Origin of the sequence: Pseudomonas sp. MS19, from assembly GCF_013277615.1 — a bacterium.
Lineage (GTDB): Bacteria > Pseudomonadota > Gammaproteobacteria > Pseudomonadales > Pseudomonadaceae > Aquipseudomonas > Aquipseudomonas marincola.
Genome location: NZ_VBTO01000011.1, coordinates 58,149 through 77,428, shown reverse-complemented (window position 1 = coordinate 77,428; position 19,280 = coordinate 58,149). Strand labels below are relative to the sequence as shown.

Genomic DNA, 19,280 nt, shown 5'->3' with positions numbered 1-19,280 from the left:
CCGTAACCCGCACACTATCCGTCTAGCCCTTGCGCATGGCCTGAAACGACCGTCTCAGGCCTTCGGCACTACCAACTACCTCACCAAAAGCCGAAGGCAAGGCCCTTAGAACCTTTGCGTGCGACGGATTAAAATGCCTATTCAAAGCAGTACCCAAATTGACCAATCCTATAACTACGAGGTTGTCAGACGTTTTACTCTGGCCACCTTGTTCTGGGGGATTATCGGCATGTTCATGGGCGTGTTTATCGCCGCCCAGCTGGTCTGGCCGCAGCTGAGCTTCGGCCTTGAGTGGACGACTTTCGGACGTCTGCGGCCGATTCACACCAACGTGGTGATTTTTGCCTTTGGCGGCAGCGCGCTGTTTGCCACCTCGCTGTATGTGGTGCAGCGCACCAGCAGGATCAGGCTTATTTCCGATGGCCTGGCCCGCTTTGTATTCTGGGGCTGGCAGGCCTGCATTCTGGCAATGGTCATCAGCTATCCGCTGGGCATTACCACGTCCAAGGAATACGCCGAGATGGAATGGCCGATTGCGATTTTAGTTGCAGTGGTCTGGGTGGCTTATGGCTACTTATTCTTTGGCACGATTGCGCGTAGAAAGGTTAAGCACATATACGTCGGCAACTGGTTCTTTGGCGCCTTCATCATCGTCACGGGCATGGTGCATGTGGTCAATCACATGTCTGTTCCGGTAAGCCTGTTCAAATCCTACTCGGTTTACTCCGGCGCCACCGATGCCATGATTCAGTGGTGGTATGGCCACAGCGTGGTCGGCTTTATTCTGACCGTAGGCTTTCTCGGCATCATGTATTACTTCGTGCCCAAGCAAGCCGAGCGCCCCATTTATTCCTATCGCCTGTCGATTGTGCATTTTTGGGCAATTATCACCCTGTACATTTGGGCTGGCCCGCACCACCTGCATTACACCGCACTGCCCGATTGGGCGCAGTCTATCGGCATGGCCATGTCGCTGGTGTTGTTGGCGCCCAGCTGGGGCGGCATGATCAACGGCATGATGACGCTTTCAGGGGCGTGGCATAAATTGCGCGAAGACCCGATTTTGCGCTTCCTGGTGGTGGCCTTGGCGTTCTACGGCATGTCGACGTTTGAAGGGCCGATGATGGCGATTAAAACCGTCAACTCGCTCTCGCATTACACAGACTGGACCATTGGCCACGTGCATGCTGGAGCTCTGGGTTGGGTCGCGATGATCTCCATTGGCGCGCTGTATCACATGCTGCCCAAGCTGTATGGGCGCAGCCAGATGTACAGCGTCCGGCTTATCAACGTGCACTTTTGGATGGGAACCATTGGCACCGTGCTGTACTTGGCGGCCATGTGGGTCAATGGCATCACTCAAGGTTTGATGTGGCGTGCAGTAAACGCCGATGGCACGCTGACTTATTCATTCGTTGAGGGCTTGCAAGCCAGTCACCCCGGCTACTTGGTGCGCCTGATCGGCGGCGGAATTTTCGCCAGCGGCATGCTGCTGATGGCTTTCAACGCCTGGATGACCATCCGTGCTGGGCACGCCGTGGAAAACCTGCGCATCGATGCCGCTCACGAACCGGCAGTGGCCTGAGGAGACAACCATGCACCTGTTGATTATCTGTATCGCCAGCGTGATTTCAGTCTGGGGCTTGTATCGCAGTCTTTACCTGAACAATGACGAGGAGTTGATACAAGCGGGCTTGCTACCGTTTGCTGACGATCCCGATGCTGCCAAACGCGTAGAAGCGAAAACCGGCCTGCATTGTGATCATGTGTTCAACCCCGTCGCTGAAACAGAGCTCGAACACGGCGATTTCTTTGACGCTTAACACGCAACAGTTCCATAACCAGGGATGGTACCTGCGGTGTCTTTAGGCACGGCTTAGGCTCTCCAGTATGATGGTGAGCCTTTTTTATATTTACTCTATTGTCGAAAGCACCTTGGTTTATGACTCGTTCACAACATTTTACGGCCTGGCTGCGTGCCTTCAAACCGGCCCCGATACATACCCGTCCCAGCGAATGGATCCGTGCTGCTCTCGGCGCCGGAGCCGCGCTGCTGTTGAGCAGTTCGTTGTGCAGTGTTCTCTTTGGCCTTGAAACAGCCCAGCATCTGGTCGGCCCTCTGGGCGCCTCAGCCGTGCTTTTGTTTGCCGTTTCATCCGGCGCACTGGCGCAGCCCTGGTCAATTATTGGCAGCTATCTGGTCGCCACTCTGGTCGCGCTCGGCATTACCCATTTTTTTGGCTACAGCCTGTTCAGCGCCAGCGCCGCATTGACCCTCACACTGATACTCATGTGCACCGTCCGCTGCTTACATCCACCCGGCGGCGCACTGACACTCTGCGTGGTATTCGCCAACCCCAAACTCAGTCAAATGGGTTTGCAGGCATTTTTGCCGGTGATCGTCAGTGGTGCGTGCTTGCTTTGTTGCGCCTTGATTTACAACAACCTCACGCGTGTGCGCTATCCGCGCCAGCCAGCAGCAGCGCCAGCATCCGGGGATCACCACACGCGTGACCCTGCACCGCAGTCGCGCGTGGGTATTACCAGCAAAGATTTGGATCAGGCGCTGGATGAACTTGGCGAGTTTGTTGACGTAACCCGCGAGGACCTCGAAACGATTATCCGCAGCACCGAGAAACACGCGCTGCGCCGCAGCATGGGGGATATTCGCGCGTCACAGGTCATGTCGCGCGATGTGATCTGGGCCAATCCGCAGACGAGTGCGCAAGAAGGCCTGCGCATGCTGCTGTTGCACCATTTGAAAGCCCTGCCGATTCTCGATGAGAAATACCACTTGGTCGGCATCGTCAGCTTGGTCGACTTGGTCACGCCCAGCCTGAGAATGGCGAAAAAGCGCCGCTGGATCGGTTTGCGCAAACGTGATGAGGTCGTTCTCAGCGACATCATGAGCAGCCCGGTGAGTTGCGTAAACAGTGATGCCCACGCCGTTGAGCTGATTCCGCTGCTGTCTGATCGCGGCTTACACTGCCTGCCGGTAATTGAGCATGGCAAGATGGTCGGCGTCATTACTCAGTCCGACTTGATCGCTGCCCTGCACCGCGATTTGCTCAGCCATCTGGGCTGAGCAAATACGCTTGAGTCGCTGCCTTGTTAAATCAGCGGCTCCCAACGCTGCGACCAGTCGGTATCACTGGCGACCACTTCGCGCAGCGCGCTGAACGCGTGTTGCAGCGTCTGGGAGTCACGCTCCCGTGAATAGACCAAATACGTCGGAAAACTAAACTCCGGCGCCTTGGGTACACGTTGCAGATAACCTTTCTCGATGTAGCTTTCGACCACGCGGGAGCGGAAATAGCCCGAGCCACCATTTTCAAGAATGTGCTGCAGCGCTAAGGGGCCGAGGTTAATACTCACCGAAGCTTTGGCCTTGTCAGGCAAGGCGCTGTCGTGCTGACGGCGAAAGCCTTCGCCCCAGTCCACATAAACATAAGGGTCTGGGTTGGCCGCACGCACCATGACCAGCTTTTCTTCGAATAACTGCTCAACCTGCAGGCCAGGCCAGTATTCGGGTTTGAACACCACGGCGGCATCAAGCACACCGCGCTCCAGCAAGCGCAACAGCGTCATGCCTTCCGCCATTTCCGTGCGGATTGCATAGCTGGGAATTTGCTCGCGCAACGCACCAATCCACTTAAGCATCAGCGGATTACACAAGCTGACCTCCGCCCCAAGATGCAACACATGGTGGAAACCGTCAGGTAGCGGCAGCTCACGCTGCGCCGCGTCCCACGTCTCAAGCATCTGGGTGGCAAACACGACAAATGCTTCACCATCGGCGGTAAGTTTCGCCCCGGCCCGATTACGGATGAACAGTGTGCAATTGAGGTGGCTCTCCAGTTTTTGAACCCGCGCACTGACGGCCGTCTGGGTCAGGTGCAGACGCTCGGCCGCCGCAATGAAACTGCCGTGCCGGGCAATTTCCAGAAAAGTACGGGTCAGGTCGATATCCATGGGCTGCACTGCGCAAGAAATGAATCGCTATTGTAGCCAAACCATCCCAGCCGCACGCCCATTAAAAAGGGTGCGCTTGTGGCGCACCCTTGGGGATGTTGCAGATTGAACTGCTGATAAGAACACCGCAAAGGCTTGTGGCCAGTGAAGTGTATTTGCCGGACGGCGTGCGTCTCGACGAATCAGGTATAACCCAGGACCTTTACAGCGGGGTGACCAATCGCCCGTAACGGGCATATTCCAGCATATTGGCCAGCACTAACTCTTCCATGCGCAAGCGCGTTTCGGCGGTGCCACTGCCAACGTGCGGCAGAAGCACCACGTTATCCAGCGCCAGCAACTCGCTTGGCACCAACGGCTCTTCGGCAAATACATCGAGACCGGCGCCGCCCAGCGTGCCGTTGCTCAGAGCGCTGACCAAGGCCTGCTGATCGACCACCGAACCGCGCGCCACGTTGATCAGAATGCCGTTGCGGCCGAGCGCGGCCAGTTCGGCTGCCGAAATAAGATGATGCGTGGCAACGCCGCCGGGACAGGTCAGGACCAGAAAGTCCGCCCACTCGGCGAGCGCCAGCAAATCCGCTTCGTAGGTTAACGGTGAGCCTGCAACCTGACGACGGTTGTGATAACGCACCTGCATGTCGAAACCGCTCGCACGCTTGACCACGGCCTGACCGATGCGGCCCAGGCCGACAATGCCCAAACGCTTGCCGGTCACGCTGCGCGCCAACGGGAAGTTGCCCATCAGCCAGCCGCCGTCACGCACGAATCGATCCGCCGCACTCATGCCGCGTGCGGTGTCGATAATCAGGCCCATGGCCAGATCGGCCACGCAGTCATTGAGCACATCAGGGGTATTGCTCACGGCAATGCCGCGATCACGGGCAACGTCGACCGCCAACGCATCGGTGCCCACACCAAAGCTGCAAATGGCCTTCACATTGGGCAGTTGCGCCAATAATTCAGCGCTGCAGCCGAAGCGCGCCGAAGTGGCAACCACTTCGAACTCACCGCCGTGCTGGGCCAGAAACGCCTGCGGATCAGTCTGCTGCCAAAGGGCAGTCACGTTGTACTCGTCAGCAAGACGCTGATTGAAACGCTCGGTAAGCGCGCCCACTTGCAGCACATTGAGACGTTGCATACACACTCCTTTTAGCAGGCTCGATCAGGTGATTGGCGCCGGGTTGAACAGGGTAATGTCGTTGTGCAGTTTGTAGTGTTCAGCCCAGGTTTTCTTCTTGCCGCTGGCCACATCCAGGTAATAGTGGAACAACTCCCAACCCAACTCTTCAATGCTCGCGCGGCCAGTGGCGATGCGACCGGCATCAACGTCGATCAGGTCTGGCCAGCGCTGCGCCAGCTCGGTACGGGTGGATACCTTAACCACCGGCGCCATGGCCAAACCATACGGCGTACCGCGCCCGGTGGTAAATACGTGCAGGTTCATGCCGGCAGCCAGCTGCAAAGTGCCGCAGACAAAATCACTGGCCGGTGTGGCGCAGAAGATCAGGCCTTTGCGGGTCACGCGCTCACCTGGGCCAAGTACGCCATTGATCGCGCTGTTGCCGGATTTGACGATTGAACCCAGCGATTTTTCCACAATGTTCGACAAGCCGCCCTTCTTATTGCCCGGCGTGGTGTTGGCGCTGCGATCCGCCTCGCCCTTGGCCAGATAACGGTCGTACCAGTCCATTTCCCGCACCAGTTCGCTGGCAATCTCCTTGTTCTCGGCACGTGAGGTCAGCAGGTAAATGGCGTCACGTACTTCGGTGACTTCCGAGAACATGACCGTGGCACCGGCGCGCAGCAGCAAGTCCGAGGCATAGCCCAATGCCGGGTTGGCGGTGATCCCCGAAAAGGCATCGCTGCCGCCACACTGCATACCCAGAATCAGCTCACTGGCCGGCACGGTTTCGCGGCGGCGCTGATCCAGTTTGCGCAGGCGGACTTCAGCCAACTCCATGATCTGCTCAATCATTTCAGCGAAGCCGTGCGACGAGTCTTGCAGGCGATACAACCACGGGTCGGTGAGATCAACCGAGCTGTCGCCCTGATGCATAACCTGCTCGGCCTGAAGTTTTTCACAGCCCAGGCTGATCACCAGCGCCTCGCCACCCAAGTTAGGGTTGCGCGCCAGGTTGCGCACGGTACGAATCGGGATGTAAGCGTCAGTGGCGGTGATCGCCACGCCGCAGCCATAGCTGTGGGTCAGCGCGACCACGTCATCCACATTCGGGTACTTGGGCAAAAGCTCTTCACGGATGCGCTTGACCGCATGATCCAGCACGCCGGTCACGCATTGCACGGTGGTTGTAATACCGAGAATGTTGCGCGTCCCGACAGTGCCATCGGCATTGCGATAGCCTTCGAAGGTATAGCCTTCGAGTGGCTCCTGCGCTTCAGGCACGTCGGTTGAAAGCGGCAGATTGGCCAGCTCCGGCGCGGTCGGCATGCGCAACTGATCTTCACGCACCCAACTGCCGCACGGGATCAGTTGCTTGGCGTAACCGATGGTCTGGCCGTATCGGATAATGCGCCCGCCTTCGGGAACATCTTCCAGGCACACTTTATGGCTCTGCGGGATGTGATCAACGGTGACCAGGCCTTCGGCAAACGCGGTGCCGGCCAGAACGCCCTGATCGTTAACCACCACCATCACGTTGTCCTGTGGATGCAGGCGAATAAAACGCGGCGAGTCAGAATGTTCAATTAACTGCGACATAACGCAGACTCCTACAAATCAGGCGTGAGAAAGGATGGCGGTATCGGAATCGGGTTTAGCTGAATCAACAGGTGGCTCCTGCAGATCAACCCGCTTGATATCACCCACAATCACCAGATAACTGATAACTGCAATCAAGGCATTGGCACCGACATACACCAGCGCCCATTTGAACGAACCGGTGGCGCTGATGATGTAACCGATGACGATGGGCGTGGTGATCGAAGCCAGATTGCCAAAGGTATTGAACAGGCCACCACTGAGCCCGGCGATTTGCTTGGGCGAGGTGTCTGAAACCACGGCCCAACCCAGCGCACCGACCCCCTTGCCGAAAAACGCCAGCGCCATGAAGCCGACCACCATCCACTCGGCCTCGACATAATTACACAGCACCATGCTGGTCGAGAGCAGCAAGCCGCAGACGATGGGCGCCTTGCGCGCGAATGTCAGGGAATGGCCCTTGCGCAGCAGGTAATCGGAAATCACCCCGCCAAGTACACCGCCGATAAAACCGCACACCGCAGGCAGCGAGGCAATGAAACCGGCTTTGAGAATGGTCATGCCGCGTTCCTGCACCAGATACACCGGGAACCAGGTCAGGAAAAAATAGGTGATGCCGTTAATGCAGTACTGGCCGAGATAGACGCCGAGCATCATCCGGTTGGTCAGCAACTGACGAATGTAATCCCACTTTGGCCCGGCATCGGCGCCCGCCTTTTTCGGCTGGTCCATATCCACCAGACCGCCATTACTGGCGATGTAATCCAACTCAGCCGCGTTGATTCGCGGGTGCTCGCGCGGGCTGTAGATAACTTTGAGCCAGATGCCCGAGAAGATAATTCCGGCAGCGCCCATGACGATAAATACGTGCTGCCAGCCGAAGGTATAAACAATCCAGCCCATCAGCGGGGCGAACAAAACAGTGGCGAAGTACTGCGCCGAGTTGAAAATCGCCGATGCAGTACCGCGCTCGGCGGTAGGGAACCACGCGGCCACGATGCGCGCATTACCCGGAAAAGATGGTGCCTCGGCCAGGCCAACCAGAAAGCGCAACATGAATAGGCCAACTACTGCGGTAGAGGCGTTCAGCTCGCCGATATAACCTTGCAACAGGGTAAAAAACGACCAGGTAAAAATGCCCAGCGCATAGACCTTCTTCGAGCCGAAGCGATCCAGCAACCAACCGCCCGGAATTTGCCCCAGCACGTATGCCCAGCCAAAAGCCGAAAACACATAACCCAGAGTGACAGCATCAATACCGAGGTCTTTCTGCAGGCTGGAACCGGCAATGGCGATGGTCGCACGGTCGGCATAATTGATGGTTGTTACCAGAAACAGCATCAGCAAAATCAGGTAACGCACGCGCGTTTGTTTCAGGTCTTGCACGGAACGAACACTCCTACAGCTTATTTTTATAACGGAGTACAGCGACCGCCACCCCACACCCAGAGGGTTTGCTTACAGGGCCAGAGAGCCCTGTAAACGTGTACCGGAAAAGTGTGCGGGTGATGGCCTAACGCCAGGGTTCAGCGCACCAGGCAGGGGCGCTTGTTATCAAACTTCCAGTTCGGGATCAGGTACTGCATGGCAATCGCATCATCGCGAGAACCCAGCCCTTTTTGCTGATAAAGTTCATGAGCTCTGGCCAATGCATCCCAATCCAGTTGCACACCGAGACCGGCGGTTTTAGGCACGGCCACCTTGCCCTGCACAATCTGCAAAGGATTGTGAGTCAGGTGCTGGCCGTCCTGCCAGATCCAGTGGGTGTCGATGGCCGTGACTTTACCCGGCGCAGCGGCAGCGACGTGGGTGAACATGGCCAGCGAGATATCGAAGTGATTGTTCGAATGCGAGCCCCAGGTCAGCCCCCACTCGTTGCACATTTGCGCAACGCGCACAGAACCTTGCATGGTCCAGAAGTGCGGGTCGGCCAACGGGATGTCGACTGACTGCAACTGAATGCAATGGCCCATCTGACGCCAGTCGGTGGCTATCATGTTGGTGGCGGTTGGCAGGCCGGTTTCACGGCGGAACTCAGCCATGACTTCACGCCCGGAGTAACCGTTTTCAGCGCCGCATGGGTCTTCGGCATAGGCCAGAATTCCGTGCAGATCACGGCACAGGCGAATCGCATCCTTGAGCAACCAGCCGCCGTTCGGGTCCAGAGTGATACGCGCTTCGGGGAAACGCGCAGCCAGTGCGCGAATCGCCTCGACTTCCTGCTCGCCGCTGAGCACGCCACCTTTGAGTTTGAAATCGTTGAAGCCGTAACGCGCATGCGCCGCTTCGGCCTGACGCACGATGGTTTCCGGGCACAACGCCTGCATATTGCGCACACGTTCCCAGGCGTCGTCGGCGTTGTCTTCCTGACGATAATCGAGGTCGGTCTGGTTGCGATCACCGACATAGAACAGATAGCCGAGCATCTCGACTTCATCGCGCTGCTGGCCTTCACCGAGCAAGGCTGCAACCGGCACACCGAGGTATTGGCCGAGCAGGTCGAGCAACGCCGACTCCAGTGCAGTCACCGCATGAATGGTGATGCGCAGGTCGAATGTTTGCAGGCCGCGACCGCCCGAATCACGGTCGGCAAAAGTGCGGCGAACTCGGTTGAGAATTTCGTTGTAGTTGCCGATGGATTGGCCAACCAGTAAAGCGCGTGCATCTTCGAGGGTCTGGCGGATGGACTCGCCGCCCGGTACTTCGCCAACACCGACATTACCGGCGCTGTCTTTGAGAATGAGGATATTGCGGGTGAAATACGGGCCATGAGCCCCGGACAGGTTCATCAACATACTGTCCTGACCGGCAACCGGCACGACAGTCAGTTCGGTAATTTTGGGGGCAGTTGCGCGAGTTTGTGCAGTTGCGGAAGCGTTCATAAGCGGGTCCCAAATTATTTTTATAAAGGGTCTGCGTATTCCATGAAACCGTGCAGCAGCGCCTCCCCGCCTATTGTGACGGAGGGGAGGCGTTTACAGTCAGCCGATATAGGTCGTCTTGACAGTGGTGTAGAACTCTTGCGCGTAACGGCCTTGCTCGCGGGAGCCGTAGGACGAACCTTTACGGCCACCAAACGGCACGTGGTAATCAACCCCGGCGGTCGGCAGGTTGACCATCACCATCCCCGCCTGAGCGTGACGTTTGAAGTGGTTGGCGTACTTCAGCGAAGTGGTTGCGATACCGGCAGACAGACCGAACTCGGTGTCGTTGGCCATCGCCAGTGCCGCCTCGTAGTCGGCAACGCGAACCACGTTGGCCACCGGGCCAAAGATCTCTTCACGGCTGATGCGCATGTCGGCAGAACTGTCGGCAAACAGCGTCGGCGCCAGGAAGTAACCTTCGGTGTCGCACGTTACTAAGCCGCCACCGCTGACCAGACGCGCGCCTTCATCGCGGCCGATGTCGATGTAACGCAGGTCTTGATCCAACTGCGACTGCGAAACAACCGGGCCAATATCTGTGTCTTTGTGCAGGGCATGACCCACCTTGATCGAACGCATGCGCTCGGCCATCGCCTCAACGAACTTGTCGTGAATACCCGCTGTCACGATCAAACGGCTGGACGCTGTGCAACGCTGACCAGTCGAGTAAAACGCGCTCTGCACAGCCAGTTCGACCGCCGTTTTCAGGTCGGCGTCATCGAGGATGATTTGCGGGTTCTTGCCGCCCATTTCCAGCTGAACCTTGGCCTGACGCCCCACACAGGTGGCAGCGATGCTACGGCCAACGCCAACCGAACCGGTGAAACTGACACCGTCGACCTTCGGGCTGTTGACGATAACGTCGCCCACCACCCGGCCGCTGCCCATAACCAGGTTAAATACGCCAGCCGGGATGCCCGAACGCGAAATGATTTCGGCAATGGCCCAGGCGCAGCCCGGCACCAGATCAGCCGGCTTGATCACCACGCAGTTACCGTAAGCCAGCGCCGGCGCGATTTTCCAGGCCGGAATTGCAATCGGGAAGTTCCAGGGCGTGATCAGGCCAACAACACCCAATGCCTCGCGGGTGACTTCAACCGATACGCCAGGGCGAACCGACGCCAGCACTTCACCGGCTTGGCGCAGGCATTCGCCGGCAAAATACTTGAAGATGTTACCGGCACGGCTGACTTCGCCGATGGCTTCAGGCAGGGTTTTACCTTCTTCGCGAGCGAGCAAAGTGCCCAACTCTTCGCGGCGCGCGAGAATTTCGCTGCCGATTTTATCCAGTGAGTCGCTGCGCGCCTGAATACCAGACGTCGACCAGGCTGGGAATGCTGCACGAGCTGCAGCGATAGCCTGTTCAACTTGCGCCGCGTCAGCTTGAGCGAATTCGCCGATTACATCAGCCAGATCGGATGGGTTGCGATTTACCGAATAAGTAGCGCCAGCCACCCACTCGCCACCGATGAAGTTTTCAAAGCGTTTTGTCTCAGCCACAAGTGACCTCCTGATAACAGGCCGCTGCAATGCAACGGCACGTCGAATGTAAGTGAACCCCGAACAACACAGGGGTTCCGGGGTTTATTACTGCGCGCCTTGTGCCTTGATCAGAGCAGCCAGTTGCTCGTATTCCTCAGGCAGCAGATCTGTCAGCGGGGCGCGAACCGGGCCAGCATCGAAGCCTGAGATTTTGGCGCCGGCTTTAACGATGCTCACCGCGTAGCCTGCACGGCGATTGCGGATATCCAGGTACGGCAGGAAGAAGTCATCAATGATCTTGCCAACGGTGGCGTGATCGTCACGGGCGATCGCCTGATAGAAATCCATCGCGGTTTTCGGGATGAAGTTGAACACTGCAGACGAGTAAACAGGTACGCCCAAAGCCTTATAAGCAGCGGCATAGACTTCGGCAGTCGGCAGACCGCCCAGATAGCTGAAGCGATCACCGAGGCGGCGACGGATCGACACCATCAACTCGATATCACCCAGACCATCTTTGTAGCCGATCAGGTTCGGGCAACGCTCAGCCAGCTGCTCCAGCAGCGGCGCCGTCAGGCGGCAAACGTTGCGGTTGTAGACCACCACGCCGATTTTCACTGACTTACACACCGCTTCAACGTGAGCCGCAACGCCTTCCTGGCTGGCTTCGGTCAGGTAATGCGGCAACAGCAGCAAACCTTTGGCGCCCAGACGCTCGGCTTCTTGAGCGTATTGAATCGCCAGACGGGTCGGGCCGCCGACACCGGCCAGGATCGGCACACCGCCGTCGCAGGTATCAACAGCTGTTTTGATAACTGCGGAGTATTCATCGGGGGCCAGCGAGAAAAACTCGCCGGTGCCGCCTGCAGCAAACAATGCAGACGCGCCGTAAGGCGACAACCACTCAAGACGACGCGCATAAGTGTCAGCACGGAAATTGCCGGCAGCGTCAAAGTCGGTCACCGGGAAAGACAGCAGACCGGAAGAGAGGATGGACTTCAGTTCTTGTGGATTCATTATTCGAACACCCTGGGGGAAAACGGTTATGTGAGTCAGTACAGGTACTAAACTGAAGAAATACGTTATCGTACAACTACGCATATTGCCAACTGGATTTTCACCCCCAACCGACAGAATACCGTTCGCTGCTGCAAATAATTACGCTGGTATTTCGGTCATATAACATGGATATAACCGCCATCCACAGGCCACAAATCACCGCATAAGCCCAGCAATTCACTGCATCTGGCTAGATTTACACCCTTTAACGTAACGCGCATGTGCAAGCCTTTTCGACTTTAGTCACGTTGACATCCCAAACAAGTCCTGTTGAAATCAGCCAACTTCAAGTCATACGACAACGTATGACCGTACAAACAATAACAATCTTTGATTCAGGGCCGCCTAATGACTCCTACCTCATCAGCCCAACCACGTGTTAACCGCCTCCTGCTGACCGGCGCTGCCGGCGGCCTCGGCAAGGTACTGCGCCAGCGTCTGGGCCAGTATGCCGACATCCTGCGCCTCTCCGACATTGCTCAGCTGGAACCTGCCAGCGGCCCACACGAAGAAGTTGTGCCGTGCGATTTGTCTGATAAAGCCGCCGTGCACGCACTGGTAGAAGGCGTTGATGCGATTCTGCATTTCGGTGGTGTTTCAGTAGAGCGCCCGTTCGAAGAGATTCTTGGCGCCAATATCAGCGGCACCTTCCACATTTATGAAGCGGCGCGGCGCCACGGCGTTAAACGCGTGGTGTTTGCCAGCTCCAACCATGTGATCGGCTTCTATAAGCAGGATCAGGAACTGGACGCACTCTCCCCTCGCCGCCCGGATGGCTACTACGGCCTGTCCAAATCCTACGGCGAAGACATGGCCAGTTTTTACTTCGATCGCTACGGCATCGAAACAGTCAGCATCCGTATCGGCTCATCGTTCCCGGAACCGCAAAACCGCCGGATGATGTCCACCTGGCTGAGCTTTGACGACCTCACCCAACTGCTCGAAAAATCCCTGTTCACAGCTAATGTCGGCCACACCATTGTTTACGGCATGTCCGATAACGCCAAAGTCTGGTGGGACAATCGCTACGCAGCACACCTCGGCTTCCACGCCAAGGACAGCTCCGAAGTATTCCGCGACAAGGTCGAGGCGCAGCCGCCTGTTGCCGCCGATGATCCGGCGGCGGTGTATCAGGGTGGCGCTTTTGTTGCCGCTGGCCCGTTCGAATAAGTCGACGCGACTTAACCCGGCCCGCGAACAATAATAAGAGACGCCTCCATGCAAGCCGAATTGATACTCGACGCCCGAAATGCCGTCGGCGAAAGCCCGGTCTGGAACATTCAGCAGCAAGCACTTTACTGGGCCGATATTCCGGCGCGCCGCCTGCATTGCTGGCACGCCGCAAGCGGCCAGAGCCAAAGCTGGCAGGCCGATGAAATGCTCGCCTGTATCGCTCATCGTGCAGACAACAAAGGCTGGATTGGCGCGATGCAGAGCGGCATTTTCGACCTGCAACCGCAAGCCGACGGCACCCTGCAAAGCCGCTTGCTGGCGAACGTCAATCACAGCCACGCTGATATGCGCTTCAATGACGGCCGCTGTGACCGGCAAGGCCGCTTCTGGGTCGGCAGCATGCTGCTCGACATGGCAGCGGGTATTCCAGCCGGCGCGCTTTATCGGTTTGCCGATGGCCAACTGAGCCAGCAACTCGACGGCTTCATCGTGCCCAACGGCCTCGGTTTCAGCCCGGATGGCCGCACCCTGTATTTGTCTGACTCTCACCCGAGCATGCAACTCATCTGGGCATTCGATTACGACACCGACACCGCCACGGCGCATAACCGCCGCGTGTTCGTCGACATGAATCATTTCCCTGGCCGCCCGGATGGCGCGGCGGTCGATGCCGACGGTTGCTACTGGATCTGCGGTAACGATGAAGGCCTGATTCATCGCTTCACCCCGCAAGGCAAGCTGGATCGCTCACTCGCCGTACCGGTGAAAAAACCAGCCATGTGCGCCTTTGGCGGCGCGGATCTGAGCACCCTGTTCGTCACCTCGATCCGTCCCGGCGGCGACCTCTCCGATCAGCCATTGGCTGGCGGCGTGTTTGCTCTGCAACCGGGGGTGAAAGGCTTGCCCGAACCTGATTTCCGGGGCTAAGGCCCCAGGGTTTTCTGCTGTAACCAACGCTGTTCGCAACACTGCATACCAACAAAAACAAAACTGGAGATTCCAATGAACTTCAAACGCAAGTTGCTCGTCGCTGCCCTTCCTCTGATGTTCTGCATGTCGGGTGCTGCTCACGCACTGGAAATCAAATTCGCAGAGATTCATCCGGCAGGTTATCCAACCGTTGTAGCCGAAGAGGCGATGGGCAAGAAGCTTGAAGCGGCCACCAACGGCGACATCAGCTTCAAGATGTTCCCAGGCGGCGTACTCGGCTCGGAAAAAGAAGTTGTCGAGCAGACTCAGATCGGCGCGATTCAGATGACCCGCGTCAGCCTCGGCATTGTCGGCCCGGTTGTACCGGACGTGAACGTCTTCAACATGCCATTCGTGTTCCGCGATCAGGCGCACATGCGCAAGATCATCGACGGTGAAATCGGTCAGGAAATTCTCGACAAGATCACCAACTCCGAATTCAACCTGGTCGCGTTGGCCTGGATGGATGGCGGCACCCGCAACCTCTACACCAAGAAGCCGGTGCGCAACATCGAAGACCTCAAAGGCATGAAAATCCGTGTTCAAGGTAACCCGCTGTTCATCGACATGATGACGGCCATGGGCGCCAACGGCATTGCCATGGACACCGGCGAGATCTTCAGTGCCCTGCAGACCGGGGTAATCGACGGTGCGGAGAACAACCCGCCAACCATGCTTGAGCACAACCATTACCAGAACGCCAAGTACTACACCCTGACCGGCCACCTGATTCTGCCGGAGCCGGTGGTGATGTCGAAGGACACCTGGAACTCGTTGAGCGAAGAGCAGCAGGCGCTGGTCAAGAAAGTGGCCAAGGAAGCCCAACTCGAAGAGCGCAAACTCTGGGATGCCAAGTCCGCAGCCAGTGAAGAGAAGCTCAAAGCCGCCGGTGTCGAGTTCATCACGGTCGACAAAAAACCTTTCTTTGATGCCACCGCTCCAGTACGCGAGAAGTACGGCGCGCCTTACGCCGATCTGATGAAGCGCATTGCAGCTGTCGAGTAATACCCTACTCCCTGAAAGCGCCTTGGCGGCGGTTTGCAATGCGTCGCCAAGGCAGTGGTGAAGCCTGATGAAAGATACCTTCTTACGCGTCAACGACGTGATCTACACCAGTTGCATCTGGGTTGCAGGTCTGTCGGTTGCGACCATGGCCCTGATTATTCCCTGGGGCATTTTCACCCGTTACGCACTCGGCAGCGGTTCCAGCTGGCCCGAGCCCGTGGCGATTTTGCTGATGGTGCTGTTCACCTTTATCGGTGCTGCTGCCAGCTACCGCGCAGGCGCGCACATGGCCGTGTCGATGGCCACCGATCGCATGCCGCAACATGTTCAGCGCTATTTAGAAGTGCTGGTGCAACTGCTGATGGCGACCATCTGCCTGTTCATGCTCATTTGGGGCATCAAACTGTGCGCGGCCACCTGGAACCAGTTCAACCCGTCTCTGCCAAGTTTGCGCGTCGGCCTGTGCTATTCGCCGATCCCGCTGGGCGGTGCGCTGACTCTGATTTTCATTGTCGAGCGCATGGTGTTTGGCGACCAGAGCCACCGCAAAGCGGTCAATTACGAACAACACGAAGAAAGCAGTGAGGTCCTGTCGTAATGGACGCTTTTATACTTCTTGGCACCTTTATTCTGCTCATCGTGCTGCGCATGCCCGTGGCGTACGCCCTCGGTTTGTCGGCATTGGCAGGCGCCTTCTGGATCAATATCCCGTTTCATGCGGTGATGATTCAGGTCGCGGGCGGGGTTAATAAATTCTCCCTGCTGGCCATTCCATTTTTCGTTCTTGCCGGCGCGATCATGGCCGAGGGCGGCATGTCCCGGCGCCTGGTCGCATTTGCCAGCGTGCTGGTCGGATTCGTCCGTGGCGGCCTGTCTCTCGTGAATATCATGGCTTCGGCGTTCTTCGGCGCGATCTCCGGCTCGTCAGTTGCCGACACCGCCTCGGTGGGCTCGGTGCTGATTCCGGAAATGGCCCGCAAGGGTTATCCGCGTGAATTCTCGACAGCCGTAACTGTAAGCGGTTCGGTGCAGGCACTGCTGACGCCGCCCAGCCATAACTCGGTGCTGTACTCGCTGGCAGCAGGCGGCACGGTGTCGATCTCAGCCTTGTTCATTGCAGGAATCGGGCCGGGGATTTTGCTCACCTGCGTGATGATGGGCATGTGCCTGTTCTTCGCCAAACGCCGCAGCTACCCGAAAGGCGAAGTGATCCCGCTCAAGCAGGCGCTGAAGATTTGCGTCGAAGCACTCTGGGGTTTGATGACCATGTTCATCATTCTCGGCGGCATTCTCAGCGGCGTGTTCACCGCGACAGAATCCGCAGCCATCGCCGTGGTCTGGGCGTTCTTCGTGACCATGTTCATTTATCGCGACTATAAATGGCGTGACCTGCCCAAGCTGATGCACCGCACCGTGCGCACGCTGTCGATCGTGATGGTATTGATCGCCTTCGCCGCCAGCTTCGGCTACATCATGACCCTGATGCAGATCCCCGCGAAAATCACCACCGCGTTCCTGACCTTGTCAGATAACCGCTATGTGATCCTGATGTGTATCAACGCCATGCTGCTGGTACTTGGCACCTTGATGGACATGGCGCCGCTGATCCTCATTCTCACGCCGATTCTGATGCCAGTGATTACCGGTCTGGGCATCGATCCGGTGCACTTCGGCATGATCATGCTGGTGAACCTGGGTATTGGCCTGATTACCCCGCCCGTTGGCGCCGTGTTATTCGTCGGCGCAGCCGTGGGCAAAGTGACCATCGAAAACACCGTCAAAGCATTGCTGCCATTCTATGCCGCGCTGCTGATGGTACTGATGGCCGTGACCTACATTCCGGCTATTTCGTTGTGGTTACCGCACGCGCTGCTGTAAGCGCTGCATAACTCAGGGAGCGCCGCCTGCGGGCGGCGCATGCTTGAATTGGCCAAGGATGCAAACCCCGCAATGTCTATTTCAACCCCGCTGCCACGGCACATTGCCGTGCTGCTACTGGCATCATTAGCCTGCTCGTTCGCGGGCAATCACATTGCTGCGCGCATCGCCTTCGATCACGATACTGGCCTGTTGCTGGCCATGCTCTGCCGCGCTGGCGTGACAATGCTGGCGCTCGCCGCACTGATCTTCTATCGCCGTGAATGGGTTGCTCTGAGCCGCACAACATGGGGCTGGCAACTGCTACTCGGCTTACTCATTGCCATCCAGAGTTTCTGTATCTATTCCGCCGTGATGCGTATTCCGGTGGCGCTCGCCTTGTTGCTGGTAAACATGGCGCCGATTTTTCTCGCCCTGCTCAACTGGGCATTGGGCGGGCCCAGACCCACCCGCCGCGCGGCCATATTAATGGGCCTGATTTTATTCGGCCTGGTCCTGGCACTGAATGTTGCAGAACAGCTTTCGAGCCAAACCGAAATCGACGCACGCTGGATCGAAGGCGTGATGTTCAGCGTCACAGGCGCTGTGGTGTTTGCTTTTGCCCTGTGGATTACCGAACACAAATTACACGCTGTACCCGGCATGGTGCGCAGCGTGCTGACGCTGCTTGTGGTGTTTGTCGCTGCAGCTCTGGTCGGCAGCAGTGGCGTGGTCGAGAACGGCATGCACTTGCCAAGCGCTACCACCGGATGGATCGCCCTCGCCTGCCTGGTTCTGCTTTACGGGGCAGCCTTCTCCACCCTGTTTATATTCGTCTCGCGCCTCGACATCACCCGCAATGCTCCGGTGATGAACATGGAGCCGGTGGCGGGCCTGGTGTTTGGCTGGCTTATTCTCGATCAGCATCTTAACGGCATACAGATCATCGGCGGCCTTATCGTGGTCTGCGCTGTGGTGCTGCTGGCCTACAGCAAGCAAAAGTAATCAGCAACGTTGAATAGCGCGCCGCCGAAACCGGCAGCGTTCAACTGGGGATCAAGCATGCAACCCGCATTACTGTATCTCGAAGATTCGCTGACCCGCCTGAGCCTGCTCCCGGAGCGAGGCGCCAGCCTGGTCAACTGGACAATCAAGGCCACAGGCCAGCCGCTGCTGCGCCCCAGCGATGACGCCGCGCTTGCAGCTGGCACGCCGAGGCGACTGGCCTGCTACCCACTGGCGCCCTGGTCGAACCGGATTGCCAACGGCGGATTCGACTGCCCCGACGGCTGGCTGGCACTTTCGGCCAATACTGATCACGATCCTTACCCGATTCATGGCAGCGCCTGGCAACAGGCGTGGCACGTTGAACAACACAGCGCCGGTCATGCACGCCTGAGCCTCGATAGCCGCGAACCCTTTGCATACCGCGCCGAGCTGGATATTTCGCTGGATGAAGGCTGTTTGCGTCTGCGCTTACAGGTCACTCATCTGGCCGATGAACCCGCGTGGCATGGTCTGGGCTTGCACCCCTATTTACCCCGCACCGCCGCAACGCGCTTACAGGCATTGGCCAGCCAAGTGTGGCTTGGCGCATCCGGCGAGCTGCCCAGTCAGCCGGGCGCGATACCCGCGCAATGGGACTTCGGGCAACGCAACTGCCTGCCAGACACGCTAGTTGATCATGCCTTCAGCGGCTGGGATGGCCGCTGCGTGATTAGCCAGGAAGACGCCGGCTACCAACTGAGCTGTCGGGCCAGCGGCGCGGATTACTTTTTGCTGTTCTGCCCTCCAGGCAGCGAGTTCTTCTGCTTTGAACCTGTGAGCCACCCGATCAACGCGCATCACTTGCCAGGCCGACCCGGCTTGCGCTTGCTGCGCAAGAATGAGGCAGCCGAACTGGATTTCAGCCTGCACTACCAGCCGTTAAACGCGCCGCTCGAAACAGGCTGACCGGGCGAGATTCAGGGCCAACGCTGGCGCGTTAGCACAATGCTTACCGATGCTTCACGCGAGGGAAGAAAACACGATGTCATCCTACAACTAAAGTTTTTTAGCATTACCAACCCCTAACCCAGTGGCTGATCTTAAAAATCAGACATCAGGCTAAATTCGGC

Annotated in this window: 17 protein-coding genes; 10 read left to right on the top strand and 7 right to left on the bottom strand. The window is 57.7% G+C overall.

Features of this window, described 5'->3' with window-relative positions:
• The first annotated feature begins 133 nt into the window (after window positions 1-133).
• The 3 genes from ccoN to FEZ62_RS12300 all read left to right on the top strand — a co-directional run bounded on the left by ccoN (window position 134) and on the right by FEZ62_RS12300 (window position 3,085).
• Window positions 134-1,585: a cytochrome-c oxidase, cbb3-type subunit I gene (gene ccoN / locus FEZ62_RS12310; protein WP_172927822.1), complete on the top strand. Its 1,452-nt coding sequence runs from the start codon at window positions 134-136 to the stop codon at window positions 1,583-1,585.
• Window positions 1,586-1,595: 10 nt separating this feature from the next.
• Window positions 1,596-1,823 carry a hypothetical protein gene (locus FEZ62_RS12305; protein WP_172927821.1) on the top strand — a complete coding sequence of 76 codons (228 nt, stop codon included), beginning with the start codon at window positions 1,596-1,598 and terminating at the stop codon, window positions 1,821-1,823.
• Window positions 1,824-1,942: 119 nt separating this feature from the next.
• Window positions 1,943-3,085, top strand: coding sequence for an HPP family protein (locus FEZ62_RS12300; protein ID WP_172927820.1), 1,143 nt, complete (start codon window positions 1,943-1,945; stop codon window positions 3,083-3,085).
• A gap of 26 nt (window positions 3,086-3,111) precedes the next feature.
• Here the strand turns inward: FEZ62_RS12300 and FEZ62_RS12295 are convergent, their stop codons facing one another.
• The 7 genes from FEZ62_RS12295 to kdgD all read right to left on the bottom strand — a co-directional run bounded on the left by FEZ62_RS12295 (window position 3,112) and on the right by kdgD (window position 12,117).
• Window positions 3,112-3,972 (bottom strand): LysR family transcriptional regulator, encoded by an 861-nt coding sequence (locus FEZ62_RS12295; RefSeq protein ID WP_069900398.1) that lies wholly within the window; start codon window positions 3,970-3,972, stop codon window positions 3,112-3,114.
• Window positions 3,973-4,174: 202 nt separating this feature from the next.
• Window positions 4,175-5,113 (bottom strand): 2-hydroxyacid dehydrogenase, encoded by a 939-nt coding sequence (locus tag FEZ62_RS12290; RefSeq protein ID WP_172927819.1) that lies wholly within the window; start codon window positions 5,111-5,113, stop codon window positions 4,175-4,177.
• A gap of 24 nt (window positions 5,114-5,137) precedes the next feature.
• Entirely contained in the window at window positions 5,138-6,694 is a 1,557-nt protein-coding gene (gene garD / locus FEZ62_RS12285; RefSeq protein ID WP_172927818.1) for a galactarate dehydratase, read from the bottom strand.
• A gap of 18 nt (window positions 6,695-6,712) precedes the next feature.
• Complete coding sequence (locus tag FEZ62_RS12280) at window positions 6,713-8,080, bottom strand: MFS transporter (protein WP_069900401.1); 1,368 nt, start codon at window positions 8,078-8,080, stop codon at window positions 6,713-6,715.
• A gap of 140 nt (window positions 8,081-8,220) precedes the next feature.
• Window positions 8,221-9,576: a glucarate dehydratase gene (gene gudD / locus FEZ62_RS12275; protein ID WP_150548602.1), complete on the bottom strand. Its 1,356-nt coding sequence runs from the start codon at window positions 9,574-9,576 to the stop codon at window positions 8,221-8,223.
• 99 nt (window positions 9,577-9,675) lie between these two features.
• On the bottom strand, window positions 9,676-11,118 hold the full coding sequence (locus FEZ62_RS12270; protein ID WP_069900403.1) for an aldehyde dehydrogenase family protein: 1,443 nt from the start codon (window positions 11,116-11,118) through the stop codon (window positions 9,676-9,678).
• Window positions 11,119-11,205: 87 nt separating this feature from the next.
• Entirely contained in the window at window positions 11,206-12,117 is a 912-nt protein-coding gene (gene kdgD, locus FEZ62_RS12265; RefSeq protein ID WP_069900404.1) for a 5-dehydro-4-deoxyglucarate dehydratase, read from the bottom strand.
• Between the two features lie 390 nt (window positions 12,118-12,507).
• On the opposite strand from kdgD, the gene FEZ62_RS12260 reads away from it, so the two are divergent.
• The 7 genes from FEZ62_RS12260 (at window position 12,508) to FEZ62_RS12230 (ending at window position 19,116) form a co-directional block, all read left to right on the top strand.
• A complete protein-coding gene (locus tag FEZ62_RS12260; protein ID WP_172927817.1) occupies window positions 12,508-13,329 on the top strand; it encodes an NAD(P)-dependent oxidoreductase in 822 nt (273 codons plus the stop codon).
• Between the two features lie 48 nt (window positions 13,330-13,377).
• The gene (locus FEZ62_RS12255; protein WP_172927816.1) at window positions 13,378-14,259 is read left to right on the top strand and encodes an SMP-30/gluconolactonase/LRE family protein; all 882 of its coding nucleotides are present in this window, start codon (window positions 13,378-13,380) and stop codon (window positions 14,257-14,259) included.
• Between the two features lie 75 nt (window positions 14,260-14,334).
• Window positions 14,335-15,306 carry a TRAP transporter substrate-binding protein gene (locus FEZ62_RS12250; protein WP_069900407.1) on the top strand — a complete coding sequence of 324 codons (972 nt, stop codon included), beginning with the start codon at window positions 14,335-14,337 and terminating at the stop codon, window positions 15,304-15,306.
• A 67-nt stretch (window positions 15,307-15,373) separates the two neighbouring features.
• Complete coding sequence (locus FEZ62_RS12245; protein WP_172927815.1) at window positions 15,374-15,904, top strand: TRAP transporter small permease; 531 nt, start codon at window positions 15,374-15,376, stop codon at window positions 15,902-15,904.
• Complete coding sequence (locus tag FEZ62_RS12240) at window positions 15,904-17,184, top strand: TRAP transporter large permease (protein ID WP_069900409.1); 1,281 nt, start codon at window positions 15,904-15,906, stop codon at window positions 17,182-17,184. The genes FEZ62_RS12245 and FEZ62_RS12240 overlap by 1 nt, the downstream gene beginning before the upstream one ends.
• Window positions 17,185-17,256: 72 nt before the next feature.
• Window positions 17,257-18,168, top strand: coding sequence for a DMT family transporter (locus tag FEZ62_RS12235; RefSeq protein WP_172927814.1), 912 nt, complete (start codon window positions 17,257-17,259; stop codon window positions 18,166-18,168).
• Between the two features lie 57 nt (window positions 18,169-18,225).
• A complete protein-coding gene (locus FEZ62_RS12230; protein WP_172927813.1) occupies window positions 18,226-19,116 on the top strand; it encodes an aldose 1-epimerase in 891 nt (296 codons plus the stop codon).
• Window positions 19,117-19,280 lie beyond the last annotated feature (164 nt).